General features: G+C 59.7%; 11 protein-coding genes. 5 read left to right on the plus strand and 6 right to left on the minus strand.

The window, feature by feature from the left end; translation table 11 throughout:
* Positions 1-150: 150 nt before the first annotated feature.
* Positions 151-495 carry an STAS domain-containing protein gene (locus NW846_RS05890; protein WP_414348693.1) on the plus strand — a complete coding sequence of 115 codons (345 nt, stop codon included), beginning with the start codon at positions 151-153 and terminating at the stop codon, positions 493-495.
* A gap of 15 nt (positions 496-510) precedes the next feature.
* On the opposite strand, the gene NW846_RS05895 is transcribed toward NW846_RS05890, so the two are convergent.
* Complete coding sequence (locus NW846_RS05895; protein ID WP_414515549.1) at positions 511-1,329, minus strand: tetratricopeptide repeat protein; 819 nt, start codon at positions 1,327-1,329, stop codon at positions 511-513.
* A gap of 134 nt (positions 1,330-1,463) precedes the next feature.
* On the opposite strand from NW846_RS05895, the gene NW846_RS05900 reads away from it, so the two are divergent.
* A complete protein-coding gene (locus NW846_RS05900) occupies positions 1,464-2,534 on the plus strand; it encodes a 2Fe-2S iron-sulfur cluster-binding protein (RefSeq protein ID WP_414515550.1) in 1,071 nt (356 codons plus the stop codon).
* A 9-nt stretch (positions 2,535-2,543) separates the two neighbouring features.
* On the opposite strand, the gene NW846_RS05905 is transcribed toward NW846_RS05900, so the two are convergent.
* The 4 genes from NW846_RS05905 to NW846_RS05920 all read right to left on the minus strand — a co-directional run bounded on the left by NW846_RS05905 (position 2,544) and on the right by NW846_RS05920 (position 9,070).
* Positions 2,544-4,322 (minus strand): NADPH-dependent assimilatory sulfite reductase hemoprotein subunit, encoded by a 1,779-nt coding sequence (locus NW846_RS05905; protein WP_414347164.1) that lies wholly within the window; start codon positions 4,320-4,322, stop codon positions 2,544-2,546.
* 168 nt (positions 4,323-4,490) lie between these two features.
* A complete protein-coding gene (locus NW846_RS05910; RefSeq protein WP_011429836.1) occupies positions 4,491-6,485 on the minus strand; it encodes an ABC transporter ATP-binding protein/permease in 1,995 nt (664 codons plus the stop codon).
* Between the two features lie 211 nt (positions 6,486-6,696).
* Entirely contained in the window at positions 6,697-7,890 is a 1,194-nt protein-coding gene (larC, locus tag NW846_RS05915) for a nickel pincer cofactor biosynthesis protein LarC (RefSeq protein WP_414347162.1), read from the minus strand.
* A gap of 76 nt (positions 7,891-7,966) precedes the next feature.
* Entirely contained in the window at positions 7,967-9,070 is a 1,104-nt protein-coding gene (locus tag NW846_RS05920; RefSeq protein WP_099812285.1) for an RNA-guided endonuclease InsQ/TnpB family protein, read from the minus strand.
* 35 nt (positions 9,071-9,105) lie between these two features.
* On the opposite strand from NW846_RS05920, the gene tnpA reads away from it, so the two are divergent.
* From tnpA to gndA, 3 genes are all read left to right on the plus strand, one after another.
* A complete protein-coding gene (gene tnpA, locus NW846_RS05925; protein ID WP_414347159.1) occupies positions 9,106-9,501 on the plus strand; it encodes an IS200/IS605 family transposase in 396 nt (131 codons plus the stop codon).
* 106 nt (positions 9,502-9,607) lie between these two features.
* A complete protein-coding gene (locus NW846_RS05930; RefSeq protein ID WP_414347157.1) occupies positions 9,608-10,093 on the plus strand; it encodes a pentapeptide repeat-containing protein in 486 nt (161 codons plus the stop codon).
* A 90-nt stretch (positions 10,094-10,183) separates the two neighbouring features.
* Positions 10,184-11,593, plus strand: coding sequence for an NADP-dependent phosphogluconate dehydrogenase (gndA, locus tag NW846_RS05935; protein ID WP_414515553.1), 1,410 nt, complete (start codon positions 10,184-10,186; stop codon positions 11,591-11,593).
* On the opposite strand, the gene NW846_RS05940 is transcribed toward gndA, so the two are convergent.
* Entirely contained in the window at positions 11,590-13,110 is a 1,521-nt protein-coding gene (locus tag NW846_RS05940; protein ID WP_414515555.1) for an L-aspartate oxidase, read from the minus strand. The two genes, gndA and NW846_RS05940, sit on opposite strands and share 4 nt — an antisense overlap.
* Positions 13,111-13,116: the final 6 nt, after the last annotated feature.

Raw genomic sequence — 13,116 nt, forward strand, 5'->3', positions numbered from 1 at the left:
TCTCTCCTTCCTCTTGAATACCTGTACCCTATTTTAAATTAAAAGGCTGTACCTTCCCACATCTCAAATAAAAGTTGCCCGGCGGAACCCAACCCGGCGGCTTTGGTTCAGAATCAATGTGGCTCCCGCCCTTGACTTTCTCAGCCTTTTGTGAATGTTTCCACCCGGCTCAGCCCCAAGGGATCCCTTGTTACCCTCGTCAAGCTTCCGCCAAGAAAGCTGGATCCGGTTCTGGTGCGCCAAGAGCTGGGCACGGTTCTCGCCGAGAAACCAAGACATCTCTTGCTGGATCTAAGTCAGGTTCCGCTGATCGACAGTAGGGGGGTGTCGGCTTTGGTGTGGGCAAGACGCCTCTGTTCCGCTGCCGGCTGTCCTCTCAAGCTCTGCAGCCTGGGAGAACAAGCGAAGCTGGTTCTCAAGGTTACCCACCTAGATTCCCTCTTCGAGATCTATCCCTCGGTGGAAGCGGCCCTCAAGGAGGTCTCCGAGTCTTGAGGGGGACGACTCTCCTCAGGGAGCAGTCTCCTGGCTCTCAACAGCCTGAGGCTGGTTTCTTTGGGCAGAGAGCTCGGCCTCTTGCCGGATCTGCTCCCGCAGCTTGGGTGGGGCCAGGCGGGCTGCTTGCTCAAATAGCTCCGGGGCTTTTGCCCGTAGGTTTTCATCGGTGGCGGAGCTAAGGGCTATTGCTTTGCCCAACACGGGCGCAAAGTCGCTGGGATCCGCCGCAATCATCTCGTCGTAGAGGGCGACAGCCTTTTCCGTCTGGTTATTGCGGACGTAGATAAAGGCCAAGCGCAGACGGACATCGTTATCTTCCGGGACTTCCTTCAGATAGTTCTCCAGTAGTTCAATGGCTTGAGAAGGGCGGCCCAGCGCTAGTTGAACGTCGGCCAGCTCCTGCAGGACTTGGCTATCTTTGGGATCCTTCTCGTGAAGGATCTGGAGCTGCTCTAATGCCCCTTCCAGATCCCCTGTATCTTGCTGAATCTGGGCCAAAAAAGCTCGCAGTTGCCGATTTTCCGGCTCCAGTTCCACCAGCTTCTTCAGCGGCTCGATGGCCCCTTGCGGCTCGTTGAGCTGCAGTTGCGTGTCGATCAACCCCCGCAGGGCGATGGGGTTATCCGGCTCCCGTTCCAGCACAGCCCGGTAGCCGTCCGCCTGGGCCCGCAGTTGCTCGGTTACCAGGCTGGCCTCTGGAGATTCGGAAGGCCCGAGGGCCTGGAATAGCGGGCCAAAGGAGAAGCCCAAGAAAGTTACCGTGCCCACCACCAGCAGCAAAATGTTGAGGAGCTTGCGGGCTGGGGATTCTTGGGGTTTGGACTGAGGCATAAAGGGCTCGCGCAGAAGACTCCTCTGTACTCTATCATCGGCGCCGGGGCAGGCTGCGGGGTGAGGTTACCCAATACCCAAAACTTTTGAAAACAGCATCCAAGGGGAGGGCAATGCCGTACTGAATTTAGGTAGTGCTGAATTTTTTTGCCACCCCTCACTCCCTCTTAACCATGCGGATCACCTGTTACCCCGACAACCTCACCTTGGAAGCCAATCCCCTGCTCACGGTTCTGGAAAATCTGCTCAAGGCGGGGGTGCGCCATGTCCATGCCTGTGGGGGCAATGCCGCCTGCTCCACCTGTCGCATTCTGATTTTGGAAGGCAGCCAAAACTGCCGCAGCATGACCCCTGCCGAGAAGAAGTTAGCTCAACGGCTAGACCTTCCTGTACATATTCGTCTGGCCTGTCAAACCCGCATCACTGGAGATGTCACCCTGCAGCGGCTGGTGATCGATAAAGCAGATGTGGAAGTAGCTCAACATCAATTGCAGGCCCATTCGGTCGGCAGCCAAGTCACCGCCGCCATTCTCAGCGCTTCGCTGCGGGGGACAGCCAACTTCGACGAGGAGAACTTTCCCTACGATGTTGTCTACACCTTGGGTCGCTACTTCGCCCAAATGGGGGCCTTGGTGCAGCAATATGGGGGAGTACTGGCCAACCAGAGTGGGCTGAGAAGTTTGGCCTTGTTTGGTCTCAAACAACCCGAGCTGGCCATACAGCAGGCGCTGCAGGCGGGGTTGGCGCTTGGGCAGTCGGTGGCGGAGTTGAATAGGTCTCTGCGGCAACTCTCCTACCCGCAGGTCAAGCTTGCCATCGGGATCCACTACGGACCGGTTCTTCTGCTCCCCATTGATCCCCAAGATCCGCAGCGGTTGTCTGCCTTTGGCAAGTCGGTCAATGTTGCCACCTGGCTGGAGTCGGTTGAGGATTTTTCGGAAGGGGGGGAACAGTCTGAGGAACAGAGCTCCCGGTTGCTCATCTCGGCAGCCGTGTATCGAGCAGTGGAAGGGCAACTCCTGCAGGTGGAGCCTCTTTCGGTGAAACCTTTTCCCAACGCCAAACCCATCCGAGTTTACAGGGTGCACCCTGACCAAGTTAGCTTGCCGGCTAGCGAGGAGGAAGCTCCAGAAGCAGCCAAGCCCGAACCGATTGGATGGCTGGAAGCGCTCCGGGAATGGCTACAGGCTTGGTCTCGTTTTTGAGGGATCCCTTCAGGCAAAAACGCCATCCCTTTGCTGCACCTGGGCCTGTAGGTAGGGGATCCCCACCCGGTGGCAGTAGTCGCCAAAGCGCTCTTGGGGGTGGCGCTCCTGTTTGTAGAGCTGCAGGAGAATCCTCATCAAAGGCACAATTTGGCTGATGTGCACCCGATCCTGAAACGGCTGAGCCAGGCGATCCCCTTGCGGGCTGGCCCCCAGCCAAATCTGGTAGTGATCGGGAGCGGATCCCACCAGTCCCAGCTCTGCCAAGTAGGGGCGGGCACAGCCATTGGGACAGCCGGTCATGCGCACCAAAAAGGGCGAATCCTGCAGATCTAGCTCCCGCAACACCTGATCCAACTGGCGGATCAGGGTGGGCAGGGCCCGCTCCGACTCGGTAATGGCCAAGCCACAGGTGGGCAGCGCCGGACAGGCCATGGAAAGCCGCACCAGCTCCGGGATCTCCTCTTTGGAGAGCACCCCGTGGGACTTGAGGATCTGGTTAATGGCCTCTCGCTGGCCCTCCTCGATGTCGATGAAGATCACGTCCTGCGTGGGGGTAAGCCGCAGGTGCAGGGAAAATTCCTCCACAATCTTGCGCAGGGCCGTTTTCAGCTGCCGCTCCGGCGTATCCTGGATGCGGCCATTTTCAATGGAGAGGCCCAAAAACCAACGGCCATCCCCCTGCTCGTGCCAGCCCAGGTAGTCGTCGCTATTGGGGACAAACTTGGGCATCCGTCGGAAGGGCAATAGCTTTTCCCCCAGGTACTGCTCGACCACGCGGCGAAACTTGCGGATCCCCCAGTCGCGCACCAGATACTTCAGCCGCGCCTGCTTGCGGTCGTAGCGGTTGCCGTGATCCCGCTGCACCGCCAAAACCGCCTGGCAAATCCGGTACACCGCTTCCGGCGGGGCAAAGCAGAGTTTCTGGGCCAAAAGGGGTTGGGTCTCCTCCTTGCCGTGGGTGCGCCCCATGCCGCCGCCCACCACGATGTTGAAGCCCTTGAGGTTGCCCTTGCGGTCGGTGAGCACGATCAAACCCAGGTCTTGGGAGTACACATCGACGGTGTTCTCCCCAGCTACGGCGATGGCCGTCTTGAACTTGCGGGGCAAATAGACCGGGCCATACAGAGGTTCTGGCCCCTCCAGCCTCACCCCGTTGCCGACAAACTGCTCCGCTTCCCGGACTTCCGCATCCACCGGCGGGATGGCAACCGCCTCCCCATCCACCCACAGCTCGTAGTAGGCAGAAGTCTTCGGAGCCAAGAGATCCGCCAGCTTGCGGGCATACTCCTGGGCATAGCGGTAGGCAGGCCGGTTTTTGTGGGGGGCGACCGGCGCCATGACGTTGCGGTTGACGTCTCCACAGGCGGCCAGGGTGGATCCCATCTGCCGGATGATGCTGCCAATGGTGGCCTTGAGGTTTTGCTTCAAGATCCCGTGTAATTGAAAGGTCTGCCGGGTGGTGGCCCGCAAAGTGCCGTTGCCGTACTCCTCCGCCAGCCGATCCAGGGTCAAGTAAAGCTGTGGCGGCACATGCCCCCCTGGAATGCGGGTGCGCAACATCATCTGGTAGGCCCGCTCCAGACCTTCCTGCTTCCGCTGCTGCCGCAGATCCCGGTCGTCTTGCTGATAGGCGCCGTGAAACTTGAGCACCTGCACCGCCGCCTCGCTGAAGTGGGTGGTGTCCTGGGCCAGCTCCTGCCGCAAGGGATCCCGCAGGAAGTGGCTATCTGCTTTGATCTGCTCCACCTTGGAGCGCTTGGCCTCAGAGGCGGCAAAGGGAGTCATCTGATTCTCCAGTAATCCGGTCGGAATACCTGTGAAACAGGGTAGCATCTCCCCTGGGTCGCGTCCAGTTCTGTGGGTTGGGGTTAGAACAGCCTGCCCCCCTCTCCCAGAGGGAGAGGGGATGGGGGTGAGGGGTGCCGCCGCAGATTGAGAGCTGCGGCAGCATCTCTAGCCGGCCAGCGCCAGGCGGGCGCCGTAGTCTGCCGCCGACCAGAGCTTCCAAGCAGCGTTGCCCTGCAGCTCCAAGACCAGATCGTGGTAGGCCAGGAGAGTGGGTCGGTGGCCGACACTGACGTAGGTGGTGTTGAGGTGCTGCAGTTGCAGGTAGAGCAGCTTTTCGTTGGCCACATCCAGGGCGCTGGTGGCCTCGTCCAAAATGGCGTAGCGGGGCTGAGTAATCAAAATGCGGGCAAAGGCCAAGCGCTGCTGTTCGCCCAAAGAGAGGGTGCTAGCCCAATCTTTCTCCACGTCGAAGCCGCCCACCCGCTCCGGCAAATCGGCCAGGTTCACCTGGGCCAAAACTCGGAGGAGATCTGCGTCGCTAAGATCCCGGCGGCGGCCCGGGTAGAGCAGTTGATCCCGCAGGGATCCCAGCAGCATGTAGGGCTTTTGCGGCAGGAAGAGCATCTCGGTGGTATCGGGGCGGGCAATGGATCCCTGGCCGTTGTTCCACAGGCCGGCAATGGCCCGCAGGAGGGAGCTCTTGCCGCTGCCGCTGGCTCCCACAATCAGCAGCCGTTGGCCCGCCTCTAAAGTCAAGGACAAATCCCGCACCAGGGTTCGTTCCGAATTAGGCGTTAGCAAAGTCACCTGCTGCAGGGCCAGTTGGGGAGCAATGCGGGTTTGGATGGTACTTTCTCGAGGGCGCAGCTGGCGCAGGGCAGGATTCTCCAAAGCTTCGTAAAAGGATCCCAGGCGGTTGATCCCGGCGGCAAAGCTGGAGATGCTCTGGATCTGGTTGGCCACAATCGAAAGGGCGCTCAGCACCTGGCTAAAGGCGATGGTAGCCTGGGTAATGGTGCCGAAATCGCGCACGCCGCTAAAGTAAAGGGGGGCCACAATTACGTAGGGCACAATGCGAGTGAAATAGTTATAGGCGTACTGAAAAATGTCGATAATGGCCTGCCAGATGATCAGCAAATTAAAGTTGCGCAAGGCGGCAGCAAAGCGGTTCAAGATCTGTCTCAGCTCCAGGTCTTCCCCTTGGTAAAAAGCAATGGACTCGGCGTTGTCCCGCACGTGGACTAGGCTGTAGCGGAAGTCGGCCTCGTAGCGCAGTTGATCGAAGTTAATTTTAATCAGCTTGCGGCCGGCCAAAATGGCGATCCCGGTGCCGATGGTAGCATAGATAACTAGCCCCACCGCTAGGGGGCGGGAAATGCTGTAGAGAATCCCAGTAAAGGCGTAGAGGGTGAGGATGGAGTCAAGAATATCCAACAAAAAAGAAAGAGTGGTGCCGGTAAAGGAGCGTACATCTTCCGAGATGCGCTGGTCAGGGTTATCGATCTCTGTGTTAGCGGCGTTGGAATCCAGCTCGTAGTAGGCCCGCCGATCAAAGTAGCGATCCAGAAAGTAGTCGGTCAGCCATTCCCGCCAAAACAGGGCCAGCTTTAGCCGTGTATATCGGTAAATAACCAAAATGGGGATGGCGGAGATGATCAGCACGCCATAGATGATCAAAAATTGCCAGAAGGTGCTCTCTTCTTTTTGCTGCAGAGCCGTGTCGATAAACCGGAAGATAAAGCTGATCATCACGTTCAGCCGGTTTACCGTTAGCGACAGGAACAACAAAAAGGTCAGCAGCACCCATTGCAGCCAACGGCGGCAAATCTGGCGCCACACCAGCCCAAAGGCCAGGCTGCTCAGGGCCAAACTGGCTGCGGCCACCCATAGCACCGGCGAGGCTAAATTCCTCTCTGTTTGCTCGACCAAGCCTGCTGCTAGGGTGCGGAAGAACTCTGGAAAAAGAGCCTGTCCAACCAGGGTTACCCCAATCTCGACAAAAAACATGAGGGCAACCACAAACACCATGGATGCTGCTAGCAAGCCGAAGAAGATCCAGCCCCCGTAGCGCACCCGCGGGTAGAAGTAGGGTTGCGCTACGCTGATAAAGCGATCCCAGAGTTGGCGGTCGAAGTTAAATTGGGCGGCTTGGGATTCCATGGTTGCGGTTGTCGGCAAGAGCGCGGGGTATTGATATTTTTCAGGCTAGCAGGTCAGGGATCCGCATCTCTGTCCAACAGGAGCCAATCCATCGGGAATCTGAGGAAGAGCCCCGTTGCCTACTCTGGAACATTTCCGATCTGGCTCCATAAATCCTTATATCCAGCCAGATCTTATGCACGAGCATGCGCTTGTCCAAGGCCCAACCTTCTTAGGCGGGATCCCCCTGCAGCCGCTTTTGCCAGGCCGCTTGGGCTGCCAGCCACACCGTCTGGACCGGCACGCGGAACTCTTGGGCGCGGGCCACACAGTCGCGAAACTCCGGCTGGGCGTTGACGATGTGGCCGTGGCGGCAGGCCACCTTGATGTCCACCAGGCCGTAGGGGGTTTCCACCCGCTCGATCCTTCGCTCCAGGACGGTGCGCTGCTGCTGGGAGTGGCGGATGCCCAGGGTGGTGGTTTCCCGGAAGATGAGATCTTGGCACTCCGGCACCCGCTCCGGCGGGCAGATCACCGTCAGTAACACTCCCGGCCGCCCTTGCTTCATGGTGATGGGCTGGGTAAACACGTCCCAGGCACCTAGGGCCAGCAACTGCTCGCAGGTATAGGCAATCACTTGAGGGTTGAGGTCGTCAATCTGAGTTTGCAACACCGAGACGATCTCGGTCGGCTCTTCCCCCTGGGACTGGCCAATCCAGAGACGAAAGATGTTGGGAATGGGCAGCTCGCGGCTGCCGGCCCCACGCCCCACTTTTTCCAACCGCAGCGGCGGACAGGGCCCAAACGCTTCTGCCAGCGCCACCGCCAAGGCCGCGCCGGTGGGGGTGACCAGCTCGGCTTCTACGCCATTGCTAAACACTGGCACCCGTCCCATTTCCCACAGCTCAATCACCGCCGGCACCGGCACGGCCAGCTTGCCGTGCTCAGTGTCCACCCAGCCGCCGCCAATGGGGTGGGGAGAAGAGATCACCTGCTCCACCTGCAGCCAATCGAGACCAACACAGGTGCCGACGATATCCACCAGGGCATCGACCGCCCCCACCTCGTGGAAATGCACTTTTTCCAGGGGAACCTGATGAACTTTTGCCTCCGCCTGGGCCAGCTTCTCGAAAACCTTGAGGCTGCGGGCCTTGACCGCAGGGGCCAAGTGGGATCCGGCAATCAAAGCCTGGATCTCCAACCAGGAGCGAGGGGGCAGGGATCCGTCCAGCACCTCCACCACCGCCTGCAGGGCAGGCTGCCCACAGCGCTGCACGCGACTCACCTGCAGGTTGTATTCCCCCCCGATGCCCAAGGCCTGGAGCTGCTGGTTGAGATACTCCAGGGGCACCCCGCAATCCAGCAGCGCCCCCAGGCACATGTCGCCGGCAATGCCCGCTGCGCAGTCAAAGTAAGCTACTTTCATACCAAAGCATGTTGACTTGACATACTTCCCTCGCCTAAAGGCGAGAGATTCTTGACGCTTCACAGACTGCTGCTGGCTAGCCAGTCTTACGCAGTCTCCACGTCCGTTTTAGAGTCGGGCGATGCCCCATCCCGACTTGCTTTAGGTTGTTGGCAGCGTTGACGTCCCTGTCATGCACTGCCCCGCAACCGTCGCAGACCACCACACGGGTAGCCAAATCCAACTTGCCCCAGTGCCAGCCACAAGCCGAACAGTACTGGCTTGTAGCCTCCCACCGGTCGATTAGGCGCACTTCCCTCTGGTACTTCTCACCTTTGCCCTCACAGAGAGCCCGAAAGGTATGCCACCCCTGCTGACTAATCGCCTTGGACAACCGACGGTTTTTCAACATCCCGCTAACGTTGAGGTCTTCCAAGCACACGACTTGGTTTTCGACTGTGAGCTGGGTTGACAACTTGTGCAGGAAGTCGAGCCGCATGTCGGCAATGCGGTTGTGCAGCTTGGCAATCCTCAGCCGGGTTCGCTCCCACCGATGGGATCCCTTCACCCGCCTGGCAAGCTGCTTTTGCAGCTGGGCAATACGGTTGTACAGAGGCCTGTAGTTGGGACTGGGGAACTTGGCCCCATCGCTTGTGGCGGCGAAGGTCTTAATCCCCAAATCCACTCCAATACTGGGTGAGCGAGCAGGGATGCTAACAGGTTCCGTCTCCACCACAAAGCTGACAAAGTAACGCTCGGCAGTGTCTTTAATTACAGTGACGGAACTAGGGGTACTCGGCAAAGGTCGGCTCCAAATAGGCTTAATGGCTCCCACCTTGGCCAAGTAAACCCGCTTACCGTTGATAGAAAAAGCTCCCCTAGTTAGCGTTGCTGACTGCTTGGCTGCTTTCTTTTTGAGCTGCGGCGCACCTCCTTCCTGGGCAAAGAAACGCTGGTAAGCTTTGTCCAAATGTCTGAGAGATTGCTGTAAAGCAACACTTGAAACTTCGCCCAACCACGGAATCGATTGCTTGAGCTCGGTTAGGCGCTTGGCCAAAGCGTTGTACCCTGGATACTTCCCAACGGCTTGGCAGTGGGCTAAGGCTTCATTCCAGACGTACCTGACACAGCCAAACAACTTGGCAAGCTTCTGCCGCTGTTGGTCTGTGGGGTAGAACCTATACCTGTATCGAGCTTTCATGGGCTAGAGTCAAGTTGGCATGTTCAGGATAGCACATGAAATTAAGGAGAGACCGCAACAGTGTTTCCAGTCTGCAGGCTCAGCTGGTGTTCGTCACCAAATCCAGGCGAAAGATACTCACTCAAGAGAGTTTAAACTTGATTGCGGAGGTGTTTAAGAGTGTTGCCCGAAAGATGGACTTTGAGGTCTTGGAGTTTAACGGCGAGGCAGACTACGTCCGCCTTCTAATTGCCTACCCGCCCAAGTGGTCTATCTCTCAAATGGTGAATGCACTGAAGGGAGTTTCGAGTCGCAAGTGCGGGCAAGCTAAACTACCTAAACCTTACGGCAAGAATGCCTTGTGGAGTCCCAGCTACTTGGCTTCTAGTGTTGGGGGTGCCCCTCTGCATCTCTTAGTGGCCTACATCCAAAACCAAGAAAAGCTGCCCTAGAGGGCAGGGTTCTAGACCTAGATTTTCTGATAATGATAAGAACTCGCGGAAGAAGTTGAGCGCTTTGAAGCGTCCTGAGGCAGCAAAAGCCAAGAGGGGATCCCAGATGCGGATCCCCCTGGGGATCCTGCTAGCGGCAATGCTGCTGCTGTGGGGTCTGTGGGGATCGGCGGCGAACGGCCAGACTCGCCTCAACTTCAACAACGCCGATCTGCGAGGGCAGGATCTGTCGCGTCAGGATTGGCGAGGCAGCAGCTTTGTCAGCGCCAACCTGCAGGGTGCCGACCTGCAGGAGGCCAACCTTGCTGGCGTAGCCTTTACCAAAGCCAATCTAGCGGGGGCCAACCTGGCTGGGGCGGATTTGAGCAACAGCCTGCTGGATCTGGCCAACCTAGCGGGTGCTGACCTCCGAGGGGCCAACCTTAGGGGAGCAATCGCCGCGCGGGCCGTTTGGGAAGGGGCCCAGATTGCCGGCGCCGACTTCAGCGAGGCCTATGTGGATCGGGCGGCCCTGCGCCAGTTGTGCCAGCGAGCAGAGGGATCCCATCCCGTAACCGGAGTTTCCACTCGCGCAAGTCTCGGCTGTCCTTGAAAGCTGGCAAAGGTGAAGAAAATAGGATCCCTGACCCTCGCCAGCCGGATTGACCTTTAGATTGGGTGAGGCATTGATCGTACCTCAGCCATGAGCAAGCCCAGCTTTGCGGTGATCGGCCTGGCGGTGATGGGGGAAAACCTGGCCCTCAACGTCGAACGCAACGGCTTTCCAGTTGTTGTCTACAACCGCACCCGCTCCAAAACCGAGCAGTTCATCCAAGGGCGAGCCCAGGGCAAACAGATTACCCCCGCCTACAGCCTGCCGGAGTTGGTGCAACAAATGGATCGGCCCCGCAGAATCTTGATCATGGTCAAGGCAGGCCCAGCGGTGGATGCTCTCATCGACGAGCTCAAACTGCTGCTGGAGCCGGGCGACATCCTCATCGATGGGGGCAATTCTCTCTACAGCGACACCGACCGGCGCGCCGCGGCCCTGGAGCCTACTGGGATCCACTTTGTCGGCATGGGGGTGAGCGGCGGGGAAGAAGGCGCCCTCAACGGCCCTAGCCTCATGCCTGGCGGCAGTCTGGAAGCCTACCACTTACTGGAGCCCATCCTCACCAAAATTGCCGCCCAAGGGCCGGACGGCCCCTGTGTCACCTACCTGGGGCCCAAAGGGGGCGGGCACTACGTGAAGATGGTGCACAACGGCATCGAATACGGCGACATGCAACTCATTGCCGAGGTCTACGACCTCATGCGCAGGGGGCTGAAGCTTTCGGCACCCCAGATGCAGGAGATCTTCCAAGCCTGGAACGAGACGGAGCTGGAGTCGTTTCTGATTGAGATTACCGCCAAGATCTTGGGGACGCTGGATGCGGAGACGGGCAGGCCGCTGGTGGATCTCATTTTGGACAAGGCAGGCCAGAAGGGCACAGGCCTGTGGACGGTCAAGGACGCCCTGGATTTGGGGGTGCCAGTGCCCACCATCGAGGCGGCAGTGCAGGCCCGCATTCTCTCGTCGATGAAGGAAGAGCGGGTGTCTGCCTCCCAGCAGTTGCAAGGGCCAGGAACCACCTTTGAAGGGGATCCCGAGCGCTTCCTTCAGGATCTGCGCGCCGCTCTCTATTGTTCCAAGATCTGCTCCTATGCCCAGGGGATGGCGCTGCTCCGGCAAGCCACCGTTGCCCACGGCTACATCTACACCTTGAGCGAGATCCCTCGCATCTGGAAGGGGGGCTGCATTATCCGCGCCCGCCTCCTGGGCAAAATCCAGGCAGCCTACCAGCGGGATCCGGAGCTGGTCAACCTGCTTCTGGATGAGGAGTTCAAGCAGGCCATCCAGGAACGGCAGGGAGCCTGGCGGCGGGTGGTGGCCACCGCAGCAGCTTTGGGGATCCCGATCCCGGCCATCAGCGCCTCCCTGGCCTACTACGACAGCTACCGCACCGCCGAGCTGCCCCAGAACCTCACCCAGGCCCAGCGGGATTTCTTCGGCGCCCACACCTTTGAGCGCATCGACAGGCTGGGGGTTTTCCACCACGCCTGGAACGCCTAGGCAGGGCCCCGCCCTGGGGCAGCCGCCAGATCCAGCGGCGCTTGCTTAAACGTAGAGCCCCACACTTCGGTGTGGAAAGGCTCCCTTTCTTGGGGGAAATCCCTGCGGAAATGGCATCCCCGGCTTTCCTCCCGCAGCAAAGCCCCCTGGGCTACCCAGCGAGCCAGCAACAGCAAACTCCCAGCCTCGACCTCTTCCCGACTGGCCCACGGTTTCTCCTCCAGGGGCAGGGCTTCCGCAAAAGCCAGAAAAGCCCGCAGCCGCTCTCCCTCCCGCACCACCCCCAGGGCTTCTTCTGCTTGCTGCCTGAGCTGGGGAAGTAGAGAGGGCGGCGCTGTCAGCACAGGTAGAGCCTGCACCTGAAGGGGGGGCTCCTGGAGGTCCCGCAGGGCAGCCAGAGCAGCTCGCTTGCCCATGACCAGCCCTTCCAAAAGGCTGTTGGAAGCCAAACGGTTTGCCCCGTGCAACCCTGTGGAGGCCACCTCCCCGGCAGCATAGAGGCCCGGCAGGCCAGTGCGGCCAAAAGCATCCGTTCGCACCCCCCCCATGACGTAGTGAGCAGCAGGAGCAACCGGTAGGGGATCCTTGCCGGGATCCAGCCTCAAAGCGCGGGCAGAGGCAACCACGGTGGGAAAGCGCTCTTCCAGATGGGGCACAGCCCGGAGGTCAAGGTAAACTCCCCCCGTCCGCTGCCGCTCCCAGAACACCGCCTGGGCCACCACATCCCGCGGCGCCAGCTCTTCCAGCTCCGCATAACGAGGCATAAAGCGCTCCCCCCAGGCATTGAGGAGCACGGCCCCTGCCCCTCGGGCAGCTTCACTGACCAGGGCTCCATTGGGCAGGACGGTGGGGTGAAACTGCACAAACTCCAGATCCCTTAGGATGGCCCCTGCCCGCCAGGCCAAGGCCATGCCATCGCCGCTAGCTCCCGGCGGCGCTGTAGAGAGGGGGAAGAGGCTGCCAAACCCGCCTGTAGCCAGGAGAACCGCCCCCGCCCTCACCTGCACCAGTCCCTCAGGACCCAGGAGCAAGACCCCTGCCACTCTCCCCTCGGTCATCAAAAGACTGAGGGCCGTGTACCCCTGCAAAGGCGGCTTGCTCAGGCGGGCCAGCAAGCCCTTGAGGAGCCACAGCCCGCTCCGATCCCCTCCCAGGTGGCGTATCCGCGCCCGCGAGTGTCCCCCTTCCCGCACCGGCTCCGGATGGAAGGGCAGATCCCAGGACAAAAGCTTCTCTAGGTGAAAGGGCGCTTCCTCCAGAATGGAGCGGGCCACTTCGGTCTCCACCAGGCCCCGGCCTGCCTGCAGGGTGTCCTGGAGGTGGGCCTCCACATCTGCCGCATCCAGCGGAAAAGCCACCCCCCCCTGCGCCCAAGGAGTGGATCCAGAAGGCAAGGGATCCTTGCTTACCACCAGGGTTCTGGCTCCCTCTGCTTCCGCCCACAGGGCTGCATAGATCCCTGCCACCCCTGCCCCCAGGATCAAGAGGTCTGTTTCCGCTAGGAAAGACGTAGACAACACTGG

Origin of the sequence: Synechococcus sp. W60.3 (genome assembly GCF_047502615.1) — a bacterium.
Classification (GTDB): Bacteria; Cyanobacteriota; Cyanobacteriia; order Thermostichales; family Thermostichaceae; genus Thermostichus.